The sequence below is a fragment of the Inquilinus ginsengisoli genome, assembly GCF_050434925.1.
In the GTDB taxonomy this organism is placed as follows: Bacteria; Pseudomonadota; Alphaproteobacteria; order DSM-16000; family Inquilinaceae; genus Inquilinus; species Inquilinus ginsengisoli_B.
In genome coordinates, this window is the sequence record NZ_JBNDJK010000001.1 from 5,930,851 (window position 1) to 5,951,513 (window position 20,663).

The following is a 20,663-nucleotide window of genomic DNA, read 5'->3' on the forward strand; positions in this document are numbered from 1 at the left end:
GCCCACCAGTGCCTGAAAGCCCGTCCGCATGACGCAGTTCCTGATCGAGAACATGGCGCCGATCATGTTCGTCTGCCTGGTGGTCGTGCTGCTGCTCGGCTACTCGGTCGCCTTTTCCCTGGCCGCCGTCGGCTTCGTCTTCTACCTGATCGGCGTCGAGCTCGGCGTGCTGCAGTTCAACCTGATCGGGGCGATCCCCGACCGGTTCTACCAGCAGATGTCGAACGAGACGCTGCTGGCCGTCCCGTTCTTCACCTTCATGGGGCTGATCCTCGAACGCAGCGGCATGGCCGAGGACCTGCTGGACACGATCGGCCAGCTGTTCGGCCCGGTCCGCGGCGGCTTGGCCTATGCGGTGATCTTCGTCGGCGCGCTGCTGGCCGCCACCACCGGCGTTGTCGCCGCCTCGGTGATCTCGATGGGGCTGATCTCGCTGCCGATCATGCTGCGCTACGGCTATGACCGGTCGCTCGCCTCCGGCGTCATCGCCGCCTCCGGCACGCTGGCGCAGATCATCCCGCCCAGCCTGGTGCTGATCATCATGGCCGACCAGCTCGGCCAGTCAGTCGGCGACATGTATCAGGGGGCGCTGCTGCCGGGCCTCATCCTGACCGGCCTCTACACCGGCTACATCCTGATCATGTCGATCCTCCGGCCGAACAGCGCGCCGGCCCTGCCGTCCGAGGCGCGGACGCTGCGCGGTCTGGCGCTGGCCTTCAGGGTGGTGACCTCGCTGGTGCCACCCCTGGTGCTGATCTTCCTGGTGCTGGGGACGATCTTCCTCGGCATCGCCACGCCGACGGAAGGCGGCGCCATGGGGGCCGTCGGCTCGCTGATCCTGGCGGCGCTCAACCGACGCCTGAACCGGACCATGATGCGCCAGGCGCTGGACACCACCACCAAGCTGTCCGCCTTCGTGCTTTTCATCCTGCTGGGCGCCCGCGTCTTCTCGCTGAGCTTCTATGGCCTCAACGGCCATGTCTGGGTCGAGCACCTGATGACCTCGGTGCCGGGCGGCGTGCTGGGTTTCCTGATCGTCGCCAATCTCCTGGTCTTCGTGCTGGCCTTCTTCCTCGACTATTTCGAGCTGGCCTTCATCATCGTGCCGCTGCTGGGGGCCGCGGCGGCAAGCCTGGGCATCGACCTGATCTGGTTCGGCGTGCTGCTGGCGGTCAACATGCAGACGTCTTTCATGCACCCGCCTTTCGGCTTCTCGCTGTTCTACCTGCGCTCGGTGGCGCCGACACGGCCCTATCGCGACAAGGTCACCGGCCGCACCACCGCGCCGGTGACGACCGGGCAGATCTATCTCGGGGCGATCCCCTTCGTGGCGATCCAGATCCTGATGGTCGCAATCGTGATCGGCTTCCCGGGATTGGTGACCCACTACAAGTCGGGCCATGTCGAGGCCGATCCCGCCTCGATCAGCGTCGACGTGCCGATGCCGGGCGCCGATGGTGCCAACCCGTTCGGGACCCCGGCCGCGCCCGATTTCGGTACCCCGCCGCCGCCGGATTTCGGCGCCCCGCCGGCCCCGGGCGGTCAGCCCGCCCCGGCCCCCGCGCAGCCGGGCGATCCCCTGCCGCCGCCCGACTTCAAGTAGTCAGAAAAAAGGGCCGGTCCCGCGAAGGACCGGCCCTGATCGCTCAGCGGAGGACTGGCCTACTTTCCGGCCGCCTGCTGGGCGTAGACGTAGCTGTCATAGGTGTACTCGGCGACGCGGAACCACTGATAGGCCTCGCCACGGAACTTCTTCCACGGCTCGTAGATCGCCTTCCAGTTGGCGTTCGAAGCCGACAGCTCGTCATAGAGCTTGAAGGACTCGACATAGGCGGCGTCGAGCACGTCGCGCGGCAGCGGGCGCAGCTGCACGCCTTTGCCGACCAAGCTGCGGATCGCCGCGATGTTCTTCACGTCGTACAGCGCCAGCATGTTGAAGTTGGCGATCTCGGTCGCTACGGCCAGCGCCTTCTTGTAGCTGTCGGGCAGGGCCTCGTACTTCTCCTTGTTGAACAGGAAATGCACGGTCGGGCCGCCTTCCCAGAAGGCCGGGTAGTAGTAGAACTTGGCAACCTGGTAGAAGCCGAGCTTCTCGTCGTCATAGGGGCCGACCCATTCGGTGGCGTCGATCGTGCCCCGCTCCAGTGCCGGGTAGATGTCGCCGCCGGCGATCTGCTGCGGCACCACGCCGATGCGCTCGACCACCCGGCCGGCGAGGCCGGCGATACGCATCTTCAGGCCCTTGAGGTCGGCCAGCGACTTGACCTCGCTGCGGAACCAGCCGCCCATCTGGGTGCCGGTGTTGCCGCCGGGGAAGCCGACCACGCCGTAATTGGCGAAGAAGGTGTTCAGCAGGTCGTTGCCGCCGCCGTGATACAGCCAGGCATTCTGCTGCCGGGCGTTCAGGCCGAACGGGATCGACGAGCCGATGGCGAAGGTCGGGTCCTTGCCGACATAGTAATAGGCGACGGTGTGCGCCGCCTCGACCGTGCCGTTCTGGGTGGCGTCCAGCGCCTGCAGGCCGGGCACCAGTTCGCCGGAGGGGAAGACCTGGATCTGGAACTTGCCGTCGGTCAGGTCGGACAGCGTCTTCGACAGCACGTCGGCGCCGCCATAGATGGTGTCGAGCGACTTCGGGAAGCTCGACGCCAGGCGCCATTTGACCTCGGGCTTGTCCTGCGCGATCGCCGGCGCCGCCAGCGGCGCGGCCGCCAGGCCGACCCCCGCGGTCGCGATGAAATTCCGCCGCTTCATATTCGGGCTCTCCCCCCTGTTCGCATCGAGCGTGGTTTCCGCAACCCGCCGCGATCGTCCGCCGCGGCGCTGCTGCCATCTAATGAAACTCGGACATGGGACGCAACGCCGCTTCTCCGCCGTTGCGTCCTTTTCCTGTCAGGCGTCGCGGCTCTGGGCCAGGCCGTCGATCTTGGCCAGCAGCAGGCCGGCCAGGGCGCCCTTGAGGATCGCCGCCGGGATGAACGGCACCAGGCCGGCGGAGATCGCCGCCGCCGGACCGACCAGCACCGCCAGCCAAGCCAGGCCGGTGACGAAGGGGATCAGCGAGGCGACGGTGACGGCCGCGGCCATGCCGATCAGGCTGCTGGTCCAGCCGCGCTCCACCGCCAGCCCCATCAGCGCGGCCGAGGCCACGAACCCAGCCAGGTAGCCCGCGGTCGGGCCGGCGAAGTAGGCCGGGCCGGCGGCGAGGCCGGCGAAGACCGGCAGGCCGGCGAAGCCCTCGGCCAGATAAGCCAGCATGGTCAGCCCGCCCAGGCGCCAGCCATAGGCGCCGCCGATCAGCAGCACCACCGCGGTCTGCATCGTCATCGGCACCGGGAAGAACGGCACCTGGATCTTGGCCGACAGCGCCATCAGCGCCGTGCCCAGCACCACCAGCACGGCAGAGCGCAGCAGGCCCGACTGGCCGTCGGCGCGCCACAGCGAGAGCATCGGGGGAAGGGTGCGGGTGGTCATGTCAGGACTCCATTGGCTCACGTGCCGGTCTCCGGCCGTTTCCTGCCCCCTTAATGTCATTGCCGGGCTTGACCCGGCAATCCAGAAGATGTCGACGCTCTCTGGATGGAGGGGAGCAAGGTCACGAGAACCTGTTGTTCTGCGGGAAGCCGCGCGGCGGCAGGTTGCCGGTGCGGCCGCGGGCGGTGATCGGGATCTCCGGCTCGGTGCGGGTGCGGCCGCCACCCATTTGCCAGATCAGTCCTTCCTCGCGCTTGAAGGTGGTCAGATCCGACAGCGCGGCGCCGTGGTACTTCTGCAGCGTCACGCCCTTGCCGCGCGACATCTCCGGCAGCTCGGACAGCGGGAAGCACAAGAGGCGCCGGTTGGTGCCGACCACCGCCACCGTGTCGCCGGTGATCGGGCGGCAGACCGCCGCCTTGGCACCGTCATTCAGGTTCAGCACCTGCTTGCCGGCCCGGGTCTGGGCGATGACGTCGCTCTCCGGCACCACGAAGCCGCGGCCGTCGGTCGAGGCCAGCACCAGCTTGCGGCCGGGGACATGGGCCAGCAGCGCGACGATGTCGGCATCGTTGGCGAGGTCGACCATCATCCGCACCGGCTCGCCGAAGCCGCGGCCGCGCGGCAGCTTGTCGGCTCCGAGGGTGTAGAAGCGGCCGTCGCTGCCAAACAGCAGGATCTTGTCGGTGGTCTCGGCCTGCAGCACGAAGCCTGCGGCATCGCCGTCCTTGTACTTGATCTCGGCGGGTTCGAGGCCGTGGCCGCGCAACGCCCGGATCCAGCCTTTCTCCGACAGGAACACGGTGATCGGCTCGCGCTCGATCTGCGGCTCGATCGAGACCACCACGGCCAAGGGCGGCTCGCCGATCTTGGTGCGACGACGGCCGAGCTCGGTGTCCTGGCCGAAGCGCTTCTTGATGAGCTTGATCTCGGCCGCGATCGCCTTCCACCGCTTGGCTTCGTCGGCGAGCAGCGCCAGCAGGTCGTCGCGCTCGCCCGTCAAGCCGTCGAACTCGCGCCGGATCTCCATCTCCTCGAGCTTGCGCAGGGACCGCAGCCGCATGTCGAGGATGGCGTCGGCCTGCAGCTCGGTCAGGCTGAAGCGCGCCATCAGCCCCTGCTTCGGCTCGTCCTCCTCGCGGATGATGCGGATCACCTCGTCGAGGTCGAGGAAGACGATCAGGTAGCCACTCAGGATCTCCAGCCGCCGCTCGATCTTGGCCAGCCGATGACGCGACCGCCGCTCCAGCACCACGTAACGATGGTCGAGGAAGCCCTGGCAGACGTCCTTCAGCCCCATGACCCGGGGGACGTTGGTGGCGTCCAGCACGTTCATGTTCAGGCTGAAGCGGGTCTCCAGCTCGGTCAGGCGGAACAACTGCTCCATCAGCATGTCGGCTTCGACGTTGCGGCTTTTCGGCACCAGGATGATGCGGACATCCTCGGCCGATTCGTCGCGCACATCCTCCAGCGTCGACAGCTTCTTGGCGGTGACGATCTCGGCCAGCTTCTCGATCAGCCGCGACTTCTGCACCTGGTACGGGATCTCGGTGACCACGATCTGGTACAGGCCGAGCGGCAGCTTCTCGATCTCCCAGCGCGCCCGGACGCGGAAGGCGCCGCGGCCGGTGGCGTAGGCCTCGCGGATCGCCGCGGCGGATTCGACCAGCTCGCCGCCGGTCGGAAAGTCCGGGCCCTGGACCACGGTCAGCAGGTCGTCGACCGTGGCCGCGGGCCGCTTGATCAGGATCTGCAGCGCGTCGCAGATCTCGCCGACATTGTGCGGCGGGATCGAGGTCGCCATGCCGACCGCGATGCCCTGGCTGCCATTGGCCAGCAGATTCGGGAAGGCGGCTGGCAGCACCACCGGCTCGCGGCCCTCGCCGTCATAGGTCTCGCGGAAATCGACCGCGTCGTCGTCGATGCCCTCCAGCAGCGCCTCGGCGACGGCGGTCAGCCGGGCCTCGGTGTATCGCATCGCCGCGGCGTTATCGCCGTCGATGTTGCCGAAATTGCCCTGGCCGTCGACCAGCCGGTAGCGCTGGGCGAAGTCCTGCGCCATGCGCACCAGCGCGTCGTAGATCGAGGCGTCGCCATGCGGGTGGTACTGACCGATGACGTCGCCGACCACGCGGGCCGATTTCTTCGGCGGCGTGGTCGAGGCCAGGCGCAGTTGCCGCATCGCGTACAGCAGCCGGCGGTGCACCGGCTTCAGCCCGTCGCGGACATCGGGCAGCGAGCGCGAGGTGATGGTCGACAGCGCATAGTTGAGATAACGGGAGCTCAGCGCGTCGTGCAGCGGCACCGGCAGGATCGACTCGGAAGGCTTGGTGGTCATGTCCGTGATTCTAGCGCAATGGCGCGGCCGACCGAAGCGCGCTTCGGCGGTACGCCTCGACAAATCGGGTCCGCGCCTCGGGCGGCGCCTTCCCGGCCTGGGCGAACAGGTGGCGGTCGACGAAATGGCCGGTGAGATCCAGCCCATCGGCCACCGCGGCAAGGGTCGCCGGCTCGCGCCCGGTCAGGAATCCGGGCAGCGGCAGCAGCCGGTCGCGATACGGCCCGGCGGCCGAGAGCGACACCGCCCTGCCCGTCCGCGGGCTGATGAAGGCGAGATGGTCGTTGCTGCCGGTGACGGCGCAGCGCGAGATGTCGAGGCCGAAGCCGAGCACGCCGAGCATCCCGACCTCCCACTGCACATAGGCGGCATCCCAGTGCGGCGTGGTCAGCGTGTCGAGGAACGCCAGCGTGCCGTCATACACCGCCGGCAGCGGCTGCCGTTCGGCCAAGGCGGCGTCGAGCACGGCGCAGGCCGAGACCAGGGCCAGCAGCCGCAGCGGCTCGTCCATGATAGCGGCGGCCGGGGTGCGGTCGACCTCGAGCGTCCAGGTGCCGAGATGGTCGGCCAGCCGGCCGCGCCACTGCGCCGAGACCAGCGTGCCCGGCGGCAGCTGGGCCCGCCGGCGCTGGCCGTGGACGACTCCGAGATGCCGGCCATGCTCGCGGGTCAGCACGCCGGTGATCAGCGCCGCCTCGCCATGCGGGCGGACGGTCAGGACGATGCCGTCGTCGCGCCAGTCCACTTCATGCCCCGTCCAAGCTCATTCCGACCGTATAGCACGAAACGGGAACGTGCAACGGAACCCGATGCTGGTCTTGAGATCGTCATCGCGAGGAGCGAAGCGACGTGGCGATCCAGCGGCTCGATTTCTGGATGGCCACGCCCCTGCGGGGCTCGCCATGACGGTGATGGCATGGGCCCTACCGACGCGACCCGGGGTCATGCATCGTAATCGAGCCCCCAGACCGAGTAGCGGGCCGGGTCGTCGAGCCAGTTCTCGCGCACCTTGACGAACAGCGAGAGATGCACCCGCTGCTCGGTGATCTCCTCCAGCTCAAGCCGGGCGGCGGTGCCGATGGCCTTGATCATCTGACCGCCATGGCCGAGCACGATCGCCTTCTGGCCATTGCGCTGGACGTAGATGATCTGGGAGATGCGGACGCTGCCGTCCTTCTGCTCCTCCCAGTCCTCGGTCTCGACCGCGACCGCATAGGGCAGCTCCTGCTGCAGCCGCAGGAACAGCTTTTCGCGCGTGATCTCGGCCGCCAGCAGGCGCATCGGCATGTCCGAGACCTGGTCCTCCGGGAACAGCCAGGGCCCCTCGGGAAGGTGCCCGGCCAAGTGGCGGCGCAGGTCGTTGACGCCGCTGCCGGTCAGGGCCGAGATCATGAAGGTGTCGGTGAAGACGCTCGAGGCGTTGAGGTCGGCGGCCAGCGTCAGCAGCACCTCGTGCCGGACGGCGTCGATCTTGTTCAGGATCAGGATCGCCTTGCGCTGGGTCTGCGCCAGCTTCTCGACGATCGCCCGGCTCTCCTCGCGCACGCCCTTCAGCGACGAGTCGACCAGCAGCAGCACCAGGTCGCCCTCGGCCGCCCCGGCCCAAGCGGCGGCGACCATGGCGCGGTCGAGCCGCCGGCGCGGCTTGAAGATGCCGGGGGTGTCGACGAACACGATCTGGGTCGCGCCCTCTGTCGCGATGCCGAGCACCCGGCTGCGTGTGGTCTGCACCTTCGGCGAGACGATCGCGACCTTGGTGCCGACCAGGGTGTTGAGCAGGGTCGACTTGCCGGCGTTGGGGGCGCCGATCAGGGCGACGAACCCGCAACGCGTCGCAGCTTCGGTCATGCGGAGAGCCTTTGCAGGAGGGCGGCGGCGGCGTCGCGCTCGGCCACGCGTTTCGACGGGCCGCTGGCGCTGGCGGCTGGCTGGCCTTCGATCTCGACCCGGATCTCGAACACCGGCAGGTGGTCGCTGCCGCCGCGCGACACTTCGACATAGCGCGGCAGCTTCAGGCCGCGGGCCAGCGCCCATTGCTGCAGCGCCGATTTCGGGTCCTGCGGCGGCGCCGCGTTCTGATCGATGAAGCCGGCCCAGGACTGGCGGATGAAGCTGGAAGCGGCCGCCAAGCCACCGTCGCGATAGAGCGCGCCGATCACGGCCTCGCAGGCATCGGCCAGGATGGTCGGGTTCTCGCGGCCGACCACCTCCTCGCCCGGCGACAGCACGAGATGGCGGCCGAGGCCGATCGCCTGGGCTACTTCGACCAGCGCCTCGCGCCGCACCAGGGCGACATGGCGCTTGGCGATGGCACCCTCGGCTTCCTTCGGGAAACGCTCCAGCAACAGCTCGGCGATGACCAGACCGAGCACCCGGTCGCCGAGGAACTCCAGCCGCTCATAGCCGTGCCGGGCCAGGCGCCGTTTCTGGCCGCTGACGCTGGGATGCGTCAGCGCCTCGACCAGCAGCATCGGCTCGCGGAAGGCGTGGCCGAGCCGCCGGGCGAACGCGTCGAGGCCCTCTTCGGTCCCGGGGATCAGTGGATCCCCGTGAACATGCGGCTGAAGCGGAGCGCGAACGGCCATTTCCAGACCTGCCAGAAGCTGGCGTCGTCGAGGCTGAACCACAGGAACTCGGCGCGCCCGACGAAGTTCTCGACCGGCACATAGCCGACATCGGCCCGGCTGTCCAAGCTGTTGTCGCGGTTGTCGCCCATCATGAAATAGTGGCCCGGCGGCACTTCGTATTCCGGGGTGTCGTCATAGCGCTGGTTGTCGTCGATCTCCAGGATCCGGTGATCGACCGGCGCGCCGCCAGCCGTGCCCGGCAGCGTCTCGATGTACTGGTGGTACAGGATGCGCTGCCCGTACTGGGTCATCACGAAAGGCTCGATCTCGCGGCGCTCGGCCATCTGGCCGTTGATGTAGAGGCGGCCGCCCGTGACCTTGACGCGGTCGCCGGGCAGGCCGATCACGCGCTTGACGTAATCGATCGAGGTATCCTTCGGCAGGCGGAACACGGCGACATCGCCCCGCGCCGGCGGGCTGCCCAGGATCCGGCCGTCGAACAGCGGCAGGCCGAAGGCGATGGTCTGGGCGCTGTAGCCGTAGGAGAACTTCGACACGAACAGGTAGTCGCCCACCAGCAGCGTCGGGATCATCGAGCCGGACGGGATGTTGAACGGCTCGAAGGCGACCGTGCGGATGCCGAAGGCGATCGCGATCGCATAGACCACGGTCAGGATGGTCTCGACCCATCCGCCCTTCTTCTTCGACATGTCGATCGACTTCTGGTGCTGGCTCATGGCGCCCTTGTATGGTCCGGCGGCGAAGGGAAATCAATCGCCGGTGAGGGCGACATTGGTCGCAGGCCGATCATGCCTGACCGGCGGTCAGCGGCTGCGGGCACGATCCACCGCGCTGATCACAGGCATGGCGCGGAGGGCCGCGATGATGTTGGTCAGGTGCTTGACGTCCTTGACGTCGATGTCGATCAGGATCTCGAAGAAGTCGACCGAGCGGCTGGTGATCTTGAGATTGGTGATGTTGCCGCCGTTCTTGCCGATCACCGTAGTCAGCGTGCCCAGGCTGCCCGGCTCGTTGCTGATCGTCACCTGGATCCGGCCGACATGGTCGTCGACGGCGTCGGCCCCGGCGTCCCAGCTGACATCCAGCCACCGCTCCGGCGCATTGTAGAAGCTTTCCAGAGTGTCGCAGTCGATGGTGTGGATGGTCACGCCCTTGCCGGTGGTGACGATGCCGACGATGCGGTCGCCCGGGATCGGGTGGCAGCAGCGGGCATAGTGCACGGCGAGGTTCGGGATCAGGCCGCGGATCGGGATCGCGCCCGGGCCGCCGCTGGTAGCGGCCTTGCGCGCCCGGGTCAGCGGCACGACCTTGCCGGACCGCTCCTTCTCCTGCTGCACCTGGGCGCGGTGGCCCGGGAACACGGCGTGGAACACGTCGCGCGCGCCAAGTACCCCGGCGCCGACATTGGCCATGATGTCGGAAGGCTCGCCGGCCTTGAAGATCTTGAGAACGCCTTCCAGCGCCTTGTCGGAGAACTCGTAGCCCTCCTGCCGGAACACGCCCTGCAGCATCGAGCGACCGAGCTTGGCGTGCTCGTCATGCTGCTGGGCGCGGATGAAGCGCCGGATGCAGGCCCGCGCCTTGCCGGTGGCGACGAAGCGCTCCCATTCCGGCGACGGCGTCGAGGTCTTCGAGGTGATGATCTCGACCTGGTCGCCGTTCTGTAGCAGGTGGCGCAGCGTCACCATCCGGCCGTTGACCCGGGCGCCGACGCAGGTGTCGCCGATCTGGCTGTGCACCGCATAGGCGAAATCGACCGGCGTCGCGCCCTGCGGCAGGGCGATCACCGCGCCCTTCGGGGTGAAACAGAACACCTGGTCCTGGAACAGGGCCAGCTTGGTGTGCTCCAGGAACTCCTCGGGCTTCTGCGCCTGATCGACGATGTCGAGCAGGTCGCGCAGCCAGCGGTACTGGGTGCCGTCCTGGCTCCGCTCGTCCTGCTTGTAGGCCCAGTGCGCGGCGACGCCGAGCTCCGCGATCTCCTGCATGTCGCCGGTGCGGATCTGGACCTCGATGCGCTGCCGCATCGGCCCGATCACGGCGGTGTGCAGCGACCGGTAGCCGTTCGGCTTCGGCGTCGAGATGTAGTCCTTGAAGCGGCCGGGCAGCGAGGCGTAGCGGCTGTGGATCAGGCCGAGCGCGTGGTAGCAGTCGCCCTCGGTCTCGACCACGATCCGGAACGCCATGATGTCGGTCAGCTGCTCGAACGCCATGTTCTTGCGCTGCATCTTGCGCCAGATCGAGTACGGGCGCTTCTCGCGGCCGAGGACAGCGGCCTTCAGCCCGCCCTCCTCCAGCACCCGCTGCAGCTCAGCGATGATCTTGGCGACGACGTCCTGGCTTTCCTCGCGCAGCTGGGCCAGGCGGCGGACGATGCTCTCGCGCGCATCGGGGTGGAGCTGGGCGAAGGCCAGGTCCTCCAGCTCCTCCTGCATGCCGTGCATGCCGATGCGCTCGGCCAGCGGGGCGTAGATCTCCAGCGTCTCGCGGGCGATCCGGCGGCGCTTCTCCTCGTTGTTGAAGGCGCCGAGGGTGCGCATGTTGTGCAGCCGGTCCGCCAGCTTGACCAGCAGCACCCGGATGTCCTTGGACATCGCCAGCACCAGCTTGCGGAAATTCTCCGCCTGCTTGGACTGGTCGCTCTGCAGCTCCAGCTTCGACAGCTTGGTGACGCCGTCGACCAGCTGCGCCGTCTCGCGCCCGAACAGGCCCTCAAGCTCGCTCAGCGTCGCGCCGGTGTCCTCGACCGTATCGTGCAGCAGGCCGGTGACGATCGAGCCGGTGTCGAGCTTCATGCCGGCGAGGATGCCGGCAACCTCGATCGGATGGACGAAATAAGGGTCGCCGGAGGCGCGTTTCTGCGAGCCGTGGGCCTTCATCGAATAGACGTAGGCGCGGTTGATCAGGTCCTCGTCCGCCGACGGATCATAGGCCTTGACCCGTTCGACCAGCTCGTATTGGCGGATCATGCCGCGCCCCGCCACCGATCCATACACCATTCTCCCGGACGGACGGCCCAGCGCCCGTCCGGACAATATGTTGAACCAGAATCCGCCGCGTTGTGGATCAAATTCGGCAGGCGCGCGACAGCCATGCCTTCGACCGGCATCATCGATCTCCCGACAGGCGGCCTGACACCATGCCGGGCAGTTCCGCTTGGATCAGATGTCGTCTTCGGTGGAGCCGATTTCCAGGTCGCCGCGACCGTCCTCGTCCTCCTCGGCTTCGTCCTCCGCCTCGTCGTCGGCGACGGTGATGCCGAAGGTGGACTCCTCGTCCGAGCCGACGGCGGCGGCCGGGGCCTGCGGCGGCACGCCGGCCTTGAGCCACTCCTCTTCGCCGGCCATCAGCTCGATGATCTCCTCATCGGCCTCGTCGATCTCGGCCAGCTTCTGGTGGCCCTTGACCAGCGCTTCCTCAAGGGCCGGCAGCGAGACCGTCTCATCGGCGATCTCGCGCAGCGCCACCACCGGATTCTTGTCATCGTCGCGGTCGATGGTCAGCGAGGCGCCGGACGAAATGTCGCGGGCGCGCTGGGCCGCCACCAGCACCAGATCGAACCGGTTCGGGATCTTGAGGACGCAATCCTCGACGGTGACGCGAGCCATGGGCTATCGCTCCTGCACGAAAACAGCCACGACGATAGAATCGTGACAAGATGGATGCAACGCAATGGCTGCATCTTTGTTATACCGAAGGGCGGACCACGTAGCGCAGATGCGGCGTATGCGCAAGCCTCGTCGCGAACCGTTGACCGCTCCTTGCAAAGTGGGTAGCGAACCCAATCTGTCAACCTGTCCCCTGCCGCGAAGGAACGCACATGATATTCTATAAGGAAGAACGGCTCGCAATATTCATTGATGGCGCCAACCTCTATGGCGCGGCCCGTTCCCTTGGCTTCGATATCGATTATCGCCGGTTGCTCGACCTGTTCGCCAAGAAAGGTCGCCTGATCCGCGCCTTCTATTATACGACGCTGATTGAAGATCAGGAATATTCTCCCATCCGTCCGCTGATCGATTGGCTCGACTACAACGGCTACAGCATGGTGACCAAGCCGTTGCGCGAGTACACCGACAGCCAGGGCCGCCGCCGGGTCAAGGGCAATGTCGACATCGACCTGGCGATCGACGCGCTGGAGATGGCCGATCGGGCCGACCACATCCTGCTGTTCTCGGGTGACGGCGACTTCAAGCGGCTGGTCGAGGCGATCCAGCGCAAGGGCGTCCGCGTCACCGTGGTCTCGACCATCAAGTCGAGCCCGCCGATGGTGTCGGACGAGCTGCGCCGCCAGGCCGACAACTTCGTCGAGCTGATGGAGCTGTCGCCGCACATCCAGCGCATGAACGCCCCGAACCGCACCCACACCGCTCCGGCGGTTGAGGGCGATGACGGCAATGTCGAGGAGACGGTGCAGCAGGCCGGCAGCTACGCCCGGTCCGCCTGATGTGGCCCAGGCCGGTTTCCCCGTGAGGGAACCGGCCTGCCGCGATCAGCCGCGGTCGCGCAGGACGCGGGACTTTTCGCGCTGCCAGTCGCGGGCCTTGATGGCCTCGCGCTTGTCATGCGCCTTCTTGCCACGGGCCAGGCCGAGATCGACCTTGGCGAAGCCGCGGGCATTGAAATAGATCGACAGCGGAATCAGGGTCATGCCCTCCCGCTTCACCTTCCCCAACAACTTGTCCCGTTCCCGCCGGCGCACCAGCAGCTTGCGCGGCCGCTTCAGCTCGTGGTTGAAGCGCTGTGCCGGCCCGTATTCCGGGATATGGGCGTTGAACAGGTACAGCTCGCCCTGCATCTCGCCGGCATAGGCGTCCTGCAGGTTGCCGCGACCTTCGCGCAGCGACTTCACCTCGGTCCCGACCAGGACGATGCCGGCCTCGACATTCTCGTCGATGAAATAGTCGTGCCGTGCCCGCCGGTTCTGCGCGACAAGGCGGCCCGGGGTCTTCGGCTGTGCCATGATTCTGAATCCACTCCGGTCAGTTGATCAGGCCGGCGAAGACCATCGCCTCGCGCATCGCCGCCCGGGTCGCCTCGCCCGGCGGCACCAGCGGCAGCCGGACGCGGTCGTCGGACAGGCCGAGCAGCTTGGCGCCATACTTCACCGGCCCCGGGCTGGTCTCCAGGAACAGCGCCCGGTGCAGCGGCATCAGCAGGTCGCGGATCGCCTCCATCCGCTTCAGGTCGCCCGCGGCCCAGGCGGCGTGCATCTCGGCACAGAGCCGCGGCGCCACGTTGGCCGTGACCGAGATGCAGCCATGGCCGCCCTGCGCCAGAAATGCCGTGGCAGTGGCGTCCTCGCCCGAAAGCTGGCAGAACTCGGGACCGATCCGAAGCCGCGTCGCCAGCGGCCGCACCAGGTCGGCGGTCGCGTCCTTGACCCCGACGATGCGCGGCAGCTCGGCCAGGCGGGCCATGGTGTCGATCGACATGTCGACCACGCTGCGGCCCGGGATATTGTAGATCACGATCGGCAGATCGACCGCGTCATGGATGGCCCTGTAATGCTGGTAGAGACCTTCCTGCGTCGGCTTGTTGTAGTAGGGCGTGACGACCAGCGCGGCATCCGCGCCGGCCTGCTGCGCGTGCCGGGTCAGGGAGATCGCCTCCTCGGTCGAGTTCGAGCCGGTGCCGGCGATCACCGGGACCCGGCCCTTCGCCACCTCGACGCAGAGCTCGACCACCCGCTCATGCTCGGGGTGGCTCAGCGTCGGGGACTCGCCGGTGGTGCCGCAGGGTACGACGCCCTGGGTGCCCTCGCGGATCTGCCAGTCGACGAAGCCCTGGAAGGCTTTGTCGTCCACCCCGCTCTCGGTGAACGGCGTAATCAGGGCGACGATCGATCCCTTGAACATGGAAGCTTCCGTGGGCGTTGGAATGGTAAACGCAGTGTCATAGCCGCTGTGGTGCGGGCCGGCAAGCGCACGGCTTTGGCGGCGGCCGCGGCGGCGCTGCTGATCACCACCGCTCCGGCCCTGGCCCAACCGGCCACGCCGGCCGAGATCAAGGCGGCGCAGGCCCTGTTCTTCGCCGTCGACCGCAACGCCTGGGACGTGGTGCGGACGGTCGAGACCCAGATGGCCAGCACCCTGGTCGGCCGGCTGGCGATCTGGGCCGACCTGTCGCGCCCGGACAGCACCGCTGGCTTCGAGGAGCTGGCCGCCTTCGTCGTCCGCAACCCGGAGTGGCCGAACGTCCAGGCCCTGCGCCGCCGGGCCGAGCGGACGATGCCGGACGGGCTGCCGGCCGACGCGGTGGTCGCCTGGTTCGACGCCTTCGCCCCGCTGACCGCCGAGGGCGCTTCGCATTTCGGCACGGCGCTGCAGGCGGTCGACCCGATCCGCGCCCGGATCTGGGCCCGCGACACCTGGCGCGTCATCGCCCTGACCGGCGCGCAGGAGACCCAGTTCCTGGGGCGCTTCGGCAGCCTGCTGAGCGCCGACGACCACTGGGCGCGGCTCGACACCCTGCTCTGGGCCGAACGCACCGACGAGGCGCGCCGCATGCTGTCCCGGGTCGGCGGCGACCGGCGCCTCGTCGCCGACGCCCGGCTGAAGCTGATGGCGCGCACGCCCGACGCCTCGGCCGCGGTGCGGGCCCTGCCGGTGAAGCTGCTGCAGGATGAGGGCATCCTGTACGAGCGCGCCCGGTGGCGCCGCCGCAACGACGACGAGGCCGGCGCCATCGAGATGCTGGGCCAGCAGCCGAAGACCTCGACCCATGCCAGGGCGTGGTGGCTGGAGCGGCACATCATCGCCCGCCGGCTGTTCGACGAGCAGTCCTACCGCCGGGCCTATCAGCTGGTCACCGCGCGCGAGCAGAGCGACGCGGTGGACCGCGCCGAGAAGGACTTCCTCGCCGGCTGGCTGGCGCTGCGCTTCCTCGACCGGCCGGACGACGCGGTCGGGCATTTCGAGAAACTCTACGCCGACGTCTCGATGCCGATCAGCCTGGCCCGCGGCGCCTATTGGGCGGGCCGGGCCCATGAGGCCGCCGGCCACAAGCAGAAGGCTGCGGACTGGTACCGGACGGCGGCGAAGCAGCCGCTGACCTTCTATGGCCAGCTCGCCGCCGACAAGCTCGACCAGCCCAGCATCGCCGCCCTGCCGGTGTCAGCGACGCCGAGCATCCAGGCGGTGGACTCCTATGGCGGCGACCTGGCCCGCGCCGCCCGGCTGCTCGACGCGGTCGGCCAGCGCGACCGCGCCGACCTGTTCCTGCGCAAGCTGATGGTCGACGCCGACACGGCGGAGAAGAACCGGCTGCTGGCGACGCTGGCGACCTCGATGAACTACCCCTTCGTCGCCGTCCGCGCCGGCAAGGCCGCGGCGCGCGAAGGCCTGACCGTGATCGACGCCGCCTATCCGCTGGTACCGCTGCCGGACGACCTGAGCGGCCTGCCGCCGGCCCTGGTGCTGGGCCTGGCGCGGCAGGAGAGCGAGTTCAACAGCACCGCCGTGTCCAGCGCCGGGGCGATCGGTCTGATGCAGCTTCTCCCTGGCACCGCCCGCGATGTCTCCCGGGCGCTCGGCGTCGATCATACCACCGGCATGCTCAGCGGCGATCCGGTGCACAATCTCCGCCTCGGCAGCCGCTACCTCGCCGACCTGATCCGACGCTATGACGGCAACTGGCCGCGGGCGATCGCCGCCTACAATGCCGGCTTCGGCCGGGTCGACACCTGGGCGCCGACGCCGTCGAAAACACCGGAGCAGGTGGTGGACTGGATCGAGTCCATCCCGCTGCCGGAGACGCGCAGCTACGTCCAGCGCGTACTTGAGAACACGCAAGTCTACCGCCTGCGCCTGGGCGAGGCGCCGAAAGCCGGAGCGCTGGAGGCGGACCTTCTGCGGTGATGGATGCGATTTTCGGGCTGCCTACCCCATTGTCATGCCCGGGCTTGACCCGGGCATCCAGAGAACGTCGACATCTTTTGGATTGCCGGATCGAGCCGGCAATGACAGATAGAGCTTCTAGTTTGGTTTAAATCACATCGGTAATGGGCTGAGAAAAAAAGATGATCGTCTCCGTCACCGATATCGAGACTGCCGCCGGCCGTCTCCTTGGCCAAGCCGTGCGCACGCCGCTGCTGCGCTCGCCGCTGCTCGACGCCCGGGTGGGGCGTGAGGTGCTGGTCAAGGCCGAGCCGCTGCAGCGCACCGGGTCGTTCAAGTTCCGCGGCGCCTACAACCGCATCGCCATGATCCCGGAGGCCGACCGGGCCCGCGGCGTGGTCGCCTTTTCCAGCGGCAACCACGCCCAGGGCGTGGCGGCGGCGGCCAGGCTGTTCGGCATCAAGGCTACGATCGTGATGCCGGCCGACGCGCCGGCGATCAAGCGGCGCAACACCGAGTCCTACGGCGCCACCGTGGTCGCCTATGACCGCTTCGGCGAGGACCGCGAGGTGGTGGCGGCGAAGATCCAGGCCGAGACCGGCGCCACGCTGGTGAGGCCCTATGACGACCCCGGCATCATCGCCGGCCAGGGCACGATCGGCCTGGAGATCGCCGAGCAATGCGCCGAGCTGGGCGTGCGCCCGGACGCGGTGCTGGTCGGCTGCAGCGGCGGCGGCCTGGTTTCCGGCATCTCGGTGGCGGTGAAGGCGCGGCTGCCGGGCACCCGGATCTATTCCGCCGAGCCGGAGGCGCTGGACGACATGCGGCGGTCGCTGGCGGCCGGCGAGCGCGTGACGAACGATCCCGCGGCCCGGTCGATCTGCGACGCGCTGCAATCCCCCACCCCGGGCGAGATCACCTTCTCGATCGCGCGCGAGACGCTGTCGGGCGGCGTCACCGCTTCGGACGACGCGGTGCTGCGGGCCATGGCCGTGGCCTTCGACACGCTGAAGCTGGTGATGGAGCCGGGCGGCGCCATCGGCCTGGCGGCGACGCTGGAGCGGCGGATTCCGGACGACATCCGCAGCGTCGTCATCGTCTGCTCCGGCGGCAATGTCGACGCCGCCACCTTCCGCGACGCGCTCGCGACGCTGTGACCCGATGACCGGCCGCCCCGCCCTCTTCGACCGGCTGCAGGGCTGGTGGGAGGGCCGTGCCGAGGGCGGCCGGCCGCCGCATCGCGACGCGCTGAGTCCGGTCGAGATCATGCCGATGCTGCCGCATCTGCTGATGCTCGACCTGTCCGGCCCGGCGCCGCGGGTGCTGTGGGCCGGCACCGCGGTGAAGGAGGCGCTGGGCGGCAATCCGGGCGACCAGCCGCTGGACCGGACGCCGCTGGGCGGGCCTGAGGCCGTGGCCGCAATCGCCCGGATGATCGCCGAAGCCCGGCTTGTCGAGGCCCGGCTCGGCGACCGGCCGGCACTGCTGTGCCCGCTGGCGGACGATAGCGGCGCGATCGGCGCGGCGCTGGTGGGGCTGGCGCCGCCGCAGACCTGATCCTTACCGTCCGCGAACAGGCCGGAGCCGCCGCCTCGAACCGCCTCGCCGACGTTCATCGAACCGTCATCGACCTGAAACAAATCGAACATTACGGATCGGTAAGGTCCGCCCCGGATTCGAAGCCCGCCGCCACGGCAGCCAGCCCAGAGGGGACCGAGATGGACCAGGATTCCACCCTGTCGCGCGTTCAGCGCTACGAGCAGCAGGACGACCGCAGCAGCAACCTCTCCGACAACCCGACCATGGGCGACATCGTCAACGCCCGCTTCGGCCGGCGCGGCATGCTGCGCGGCGCCCTGGCCGTCTCGGCGATCAGCGCGGTGGCGGGCCCGGCCGCGTTCCTGTCGAACAGCCGCCCGGCGCAGGCGACCGTGCCGTCGCGCTACGTCTTCGAGGAGCTCGAGGCCGGCGTCGACACCAAGCACCATGTGGCCAAGGGCTATGATGCCGACATCCTGATCCGCTGGGGCGACCCGGTGGCCAAGGGCGCGCCGGCCTTCGACGTGCAGAAGCAGACTGCCGACGCGCAGGAGAAGCAGTTCGGCTACAACAGCGACTATATCGGCTACGTGCCGCTGCCGCTGGGCTCGAATTCGAGCGACCACGGCCTGCTGGTGGTGAACCACGAATACACCGACGCCGGCCTCATGTTCCCCGGCGTCGCCGACGCGAAGGGCGAGTTCGAGCTGTCGAAGCTGACCAAGGAGCAGGTCGACATCGAGATGGCCGCGCACGGCCAGTCGGTGATCGAGGTCAAGCGCGGCGCCGACGGCAAATGGGCGGTGGTGGCGGACAGCCCCTACAACCGCCGGATCACCGCGCTCTCGACCGAATTCCTGGTCACCGGCCCGGCCGCCGGCCACGACCGCCTCAAGACCAAGGCCGATCCGACCGGCACCAAGGTGATCGGCACCATCAACAACTGCGCCGGCGGCACCACCCCCTGGGGCACCACGGTGCATGCCGAAGAGAACTTCAACGGCTATTTCGGCGGCGAGCTGAAGGACGACCATCCGGAGGCGCGCAACTACAAGCGCTACGGCATGGGCGAGGCGGAATACGCCTGGAGCCTGCACCATGACCGGTTCGACATGGTCAAGGAGCCGAACGAAGCCAACCGCTTCGGCTGGGTGGTCGAGATCGACCCTACCGACCCGACCTCGACCCCGAAAAAGCGCACCGCGCTGGGCCGCTTCAAGCACGAAGGCGCCGAGAGCATCGTCGCCAAGGACGGCCGGGTCGTCTTCTACGCTGGCGACGACCAGCGCTTCGACTATCTCTACAAGTTCGTGACCACCGGCAAGTTCGACCCGAACAACCGGGCGGCGAACATGGACCTGCTGGACGAGGGCACGCTCTATGTCGCCAAGTTCGACGCCGACGGCAAGCTCGCCTGGATGCCGGTGGTGTTCGGCCAGGGCCCGCTGACCGAGGCCAACGGCTTCAAGAGCCAGGCCGACGTGCTGATCGAGACCCGCCGCGCCGCCGACCTGCTGGGTGCCACCAAGATGGACCGGCCTGAGGACGTCCAGCCGAACCCGGTGAACGGCAAGGTCTACGTCATGCTGACCAACAACGACAAGCGCAAGGCCGAACAGGTCGACGCCGCCAATCCCCGGCCGGAGAACAGGTTCGGCCACATCGTCGAGATCACCCCGGCCGACGGCGACCACACCGCCACCGCGGGCACCTGGGACCTGCTGGTGAAGTGCGGCGACCCCAGCGTCGCCGCGGTCGGCGCCACCTTCCATCCCGGCACCAGCAAGAATGGCTGGTTCGGGTCGCCCGACAATTGCGAGATCGACGCCGACGGCCGGCTGTGGATCTCGACCGACGGCAACAACTACAAATACAGCGGCCGCGCCGACGGCATCTGGGGCTTGGAGACCGAGGGCGAAGCCCGCGGCACCGGCAAGCTTTTCTTCCGTGTCCCGGTCGGCGCCGAGATGTGCGGCCCGAAGATCACCCCGGATGTGACCAGCTTCTTCGTCGCGGTGCAGCATCCGGGTGAAGGCGGCAAGGAGTGGCCGGAATTCGGCCGCCCCAGCACCTTCGCCGATCCCTCCACCCGCTGGCCCGACTTCCAGGACGGCATGCCGCCGCGGCCCTCGGTGGTAGTGATCACCAAGCAGGGTGGCGGCAAGATCGGAGTTTGAGGTTGAGGATAATCACGTAACCACCTGACAAATTTATAGATCGCCATTGCGAGCGCAGCGAAGCAATCCAGGGCCGTTTGTCGTGGCTCCTGGATTGCTTCGTCGGCTTCGCCTCCTCGCAATGACGCGAGGGTCGTCAGAGACCCGAACCTCCCCTCATAGGGAGGTTTTTTTGTCGCTTCCTCGTCGTCGATCTTGCGGCGCGGTCGACCCATATCGATAGTGGCGTGGGTTTCGCGAGACGATCGGACCACGGGATCATGAGACGCTTGAACGCGGCCGCCGCGGCCGCCATCATTGCCCTGCTCGGGCTGGTCAGCGCCGCCCGGGCGCAGAGCGACGATCTGTATGTGCTGGGCATCGCCCTGTTCGTCGCCTGCATCGGCAGCGTCATGCTGCTGATCAAGCAGCACTTCGACGCCCGCGAGGAGCGGCCGAGCCGCGCCTTCCTGCCGAGCGAGCCGGAGTCCTGCTTCGCGGTGACCTTCCTGCTCGGGCTCCTGGCCATAATCGGGCTGATCGCGGCCACTTCGCCCGAGTTGTACCGGGTCGGGCTGGGCGTGTTCATCGTCAGCGTCATCGGCGCCGGCACGGCGCTGAAGCGCGGCTTCGACCTGGTCGACCGTGGTCACCGTAGGAGCCATGCGGACGTGCATTGAAGCCATGCGTTGCGACGGCCCGTCGCAGCCCCGGCGCCTGCATCTGATTG

Annotated in this window: 18 protein-coding genes; 7 read left to right on the top strand and 11 right to left on the bottom strand. The window is 68.1% G+C overall.

The genetic code is table 11. The annotated features are described in order from the left end of the window. Positions 1–28: 28 nt before the first annotated feature. Complete coding sequence (locus QFZ27_RS28370; protein WP_429229800.1) at positions 29–1,603, top strand: TRAP transporter large permease; 1,575 nt, start codon at positions 29–31, stop codon at positions 1,601–1,603. A gap of 59 nt (positions 1,604–1,662) precedes the next feature. Here QFZ27_RS28370 and QFZ27_RS28375 read toward each other — a convergent pair whose 3' ends face one another. The 9 genes from QFZ27_RS28375 to rpoZ form a co-directional block, all read right to left on the bottom strand. Next, positions 1,663–2,754 (bottom strand): TRAP transporter substrate-binding protein, encoded by a 1,092-nt coding sequence (locus tag QFZ27_RS28375; RefSeq protein ID WP_429229801.1) that lies wholly within the window; start codon positions 2,752–2,754, stop codon positions 1,663–1,665. Between the two features lie 138 nt (positions 2,755–2,892). Continuing rightward, positions 2,893–3,474: a biotin transporter BioY gene (locus tag QFZ27_RS28380; RefSeq protein ID WP_429229802.1), complete on the bottom strand. Its 582-nt coding sequence runs from the start codon at positions 3,472–3,474 to the stop codon at positions 2,893–2,895. Between the two features lie 121 nt (positions 3,475–3,595). Continuing rightward, positions 3,596–5,812 (bottom strand): DNA topoisomerase IV subunit A, encoded by a 2,217-nt coding sequence (parC, locus tag QFZ27_RS28385; protein ID WP_429229803.1) that lies wholly within the window; start codon positions 5,810–5,812, stop codon positions 3,596–3,598. A gap of 10 nt (positions 5,813–5,822) precedes the next feature. After that, positions 5,823–6,557, bottom strand: a complete 735-nt coding sequence (gene recO / locus QFZ27_RS28390; RefSeq protein ID WP_429229804.1) for a DNA repair protein RecO — start codon at positions 6,555–6,557, stop codon at positions 5,823–5,825. A gap of 197 nt (positions 6,558–6,754) precedes the next feature. Then, positions 6,755–7,660, bottom strand: a complete 906-nt coding sequence (gene era, locus QFZ27_RS28395; protein ID WP_429229805.1) for a GTPase Era — start codon at positions 7,658–7,660, stop codon at positions 6,755–6,757. Continuing rightward, positions 7,657–8,397: a ribonuclease III gene (gene rnc / locus QFZ27_RS28400; protein WP_429229806.1), complete on the bottom strand. Its 741-nt coding sequence runs from the start codon at positions 8,395–8,397 to the stop codon at positions 7,657–7,659. Before rnc ends, era begins: the two co-directional genes overlap by 4 nt. Next, positions 8,349–9,116 (bottom strand): signal peptidase I, encoded by a 768-nt coding sequence (gene lepB, locus QFZ27_RS28405; RefSeq protein WP_429229807.1) that lies wholly within the window; start codon positions 9,114–9,116, stop codon positions 8,349–8,351. Before lepB ends, rnc begins: the two co-directional genes overlap by 49 nt. Before the next feature lie 87 nt (positions 9,117–9,203). Further along, positions 9,204–11,369, bottom strand: a complete 2,166-nt coding sequence (locus QFZ27_RS28410) for a RelA/SpoT family protein (protein ID WP_429232508.1) — start codon at positions 11,367–11,369, stop codon at positions 9,204–9,206. A gap of 192 nt (positions 11,370–11,561) precedes the next feature. Continuing rightward, positions 11,562–12,008 (bottom strand): DNA-directed RNA polymerase subunit omega, encoded by a 447-nt coding sequence (rpoZ, locus tag QFZ27_RS28415; RefSeq protein WP_429229808.1) that lies wholly within the window; start codon positions 12,006–12,008, stop codon positions 11,562–11,564. 212 nt (positions 12,009–12,220) lie between these two features. On the opposite strand from rpoZ, the gene QFZ27_RS28420 reads away from it, so the two are divergent. After that, positions 12,221–12,847: a LabA-like NYN domain-containing protein gene (locus QFZ27_RS28420; protein ID WP_429229809.1), complete on the top strand. Its 627-nt coding sequence runs from the start codon at positions 12,221–12,223 to the stop codon at positions 12,845–12,847. A gap of 45 nt (positions 12,848–12,892) precedes the next feature. Here QFZ27_RS28420 and smpB read toward each other — a convergent pair whose 3' ends face one another. Both smpB and dapA read right to left on the bottom strand, forming a co-directional pair. Then, positions 12,893–13,363 (bottom strand): SsrA-binding protein SmpB, encoded by a 471-nt coding sequence (gene smpB / locus QFZ27_RS28425; RefSeq protein WP_429229810.1) that lies wholly within the window; start codon positions 13,361–13,363, stop codon positions 12,893–12,895. A 19-nt stretch (positions 13,364–13,382) separates the two neighbouring features. Continuing rightward, positions 13,383–14,258, bottom strand: coding sequence for a 4-hydroxy-tetrahydrodipicolinate synthase (gene dapA, locus QFZ27_RS28430; RefSeq protein ID WP_429229811.1), 876 nt, complete (start codon positions 14,256–14,258; stop codon positions 13,383–13,385). 48 nt (positions 14,259–14,306) lie between these two features. Here dapA and QFZ27_RS28435 point away from each other — a divergent pair, with 48 nt between their 5' ends. The 5 genes from QFZ27_RS28435 to QFZ27_RS28455 all read left to right on the top strand — a co-directional run bounded on the left by QFZ27_RS28435 (position 14,307) and on the right by QFZ27_RS28455 (position 20,613). Then, positions 14,307–16,259, top strand: coding sequence for a lytic transglycosylase domain-containing protein (locus QFZ27_RS28435; RefSeq protein ID WP_429229812.1), 1,953 nt, complete (start codon positions 14,307–14,309; stop codon positions 16,257–16,259). Between the two features lie 161 nt (positions 16,260–16,420). After that, positions 16,421–17,395 (top strand): threonine ammonia-lyase, encoded by a 975-nt coding sequence (locus QFZ27_RS28440; RefSeq protein ID WP_429229813.1) that lies wholly within the window; start codon positions 16,421–16,423, stop codon positions 17,393–17,395. A gap of 4 nt (positions 17,396–17,399) precedes the next feature. After that, the gene (locus QFZ27_RS28445; RefSeq protein ID WP_429229814.1) at positions 17,400–17,795 is read left to right on the top strand and encodes a PAS domain-containing protein; all 396 of its coding nucleotides are present in this window, start codon (positions 17,400–17,402) and stop codon (positions 17,793–17,795) included. A gap of 161 nt (positions 17,796–17,956) precedes the next feature. Continuing rightward, the gene (locus QFZ27_RS28450) at positions 17,957–19,954 is read left to right on the top strand and encodes a PhoX family protein (RefSeq protein WP_429229815.1); all 1,998 of its coding nucleotides are present in this window, start codon (positions 17,957–17,959) and stop codon (positions 19,952–19,954) included. A gap of 260 nt (positions 19,955–20,214) precedes the next feature. Further along, positions 20,215–20,613 (top strand): hypothetical protein, encoded by a 399-nt coding sequence (locus QFZ27_RS28455; RefSeq protein ID WP_429229816.1) that lies wholly within the window; start codon positions 20,215–20,217, stop codon positions 20,611–20,613. The last annotated feature ends 50 nt before the right edge of the window (positions 20,614–20,663 follow it).

Excerpts from the sequence above, each read along its gene's own strand:
- QFZ27_RS28370 (WP_429229800.1), top strand. The coding sequence starts at position 29 with ATGACGCAGTTCCTGATCGAGAACATGGCGCCGATCATGTTCGTCTGC.
- QFZ27_RS28375 (WP_429229801.1), bottom strand. The coding sequence starts at position 2,754 with ATGAAGCGGCGGAATTTCATCGCGACCGCGGGGGTCGGCCTGGCGGCC.
- QFZ27_RS28380 (WP_429229802.1), bottom strand. The coding sequence starts at position 3,474 with ATGACCACCCGCACCCTTCCCCCGATGCTCTCGCTGTGGCGCGCCGAC.
- parC (WP_429229803.1), bottom strand. The coding sequence starts at position 5,812 with ATGACCACCAAGCCTTCCGAGTCGATCCTGCCGGTGCCGCTGCACGAC.
- era (WP_429229805.1), bottom strand. The coding sequence starts at position 7,660 with ATGACCGAAGCTGCGACGCGTTGCGGGTTCGTCGCCCTGATCGGCGCC.
- rnc (WP_429229806.1), bottom strand. The coding sequence starts at position 8,397 with ATGGCCGTTCGCGCTCCGCTTCAGCCGCATGTTCACGGGGATCCACTG.
- lepB (WP_429229807.1), bottom strand. The coding sequence starts at position 9,116 with ATGAGCCAGCACCAGAAGTCGATCGACATGTCGAAGAAGAAGGGCGGA.
- QFZ27_RS28410 (WP_429232508.1), bottom strand. The coding sequence starts at position 11,369 with ATGATCCGCCAATACGAGCTGGTCGAACGGGTCAAGGCCTATGATCCG.
- rpoZ (WP_429229808.1), bottom strand. The coding sequence starts at position 12,008 with ATGGCTCGCGTCACCGTCGAGGATTGCGTCCTCAAGATCCCGAACCGG.
- QFZ27_RS28420 (WP_429229809.1), top strand. The coding sequence starts at position 12,221 with ATGATATTCTATAAGGAAGAACGGCTCGCAATATTCATTGATGGCGCC.
- smpB (WP_429229810.1), bottom strand. The coding sequence starts at position 13,363 with ATGGCACAGCCGAAGACCCCGGGCCGCCTTGTCGCGCAGAACCGGCGG.
- dapA (WP_429229811.1), bottom strand. The coding sequence starts at position 14,258 with ATGTTCAAGGGATCGATCGTCGCCCTGATTACGCCGTTCACCGAGAGC.
- QFZ27_RS28440 (WP_429229813.1), top strand. The coding sequence starts at position 16,421 with ATGATCGTCTCCGTCACCGATATCGAGACTGCCGCCGGCCGTCTCCTT.
- QFZ27_RS28445 (WP_429229814.1), top strand. The coding sequence starts at position 17,400 with ATGACCGGCCGCCCCGCCCTCTTCGACCGGCTGCAGGGCTGGTGGGAG.
- QFZ27_RS28450 (WP_429229815.1), top strand. The coding sequence starts at position 17,957 with ATGGACCAGGATTCCACCCTGTCGCGCGTTCAGCGCTACGAGCAGCAG.
- QFZ27_RS28455 (WP_429229816.1), top strand. The coding sequence starts at position 20,215 with ATGAGACGCTTGAACGCGGCCGCCGCGGCCGCCATCATTGCCCTGCTC.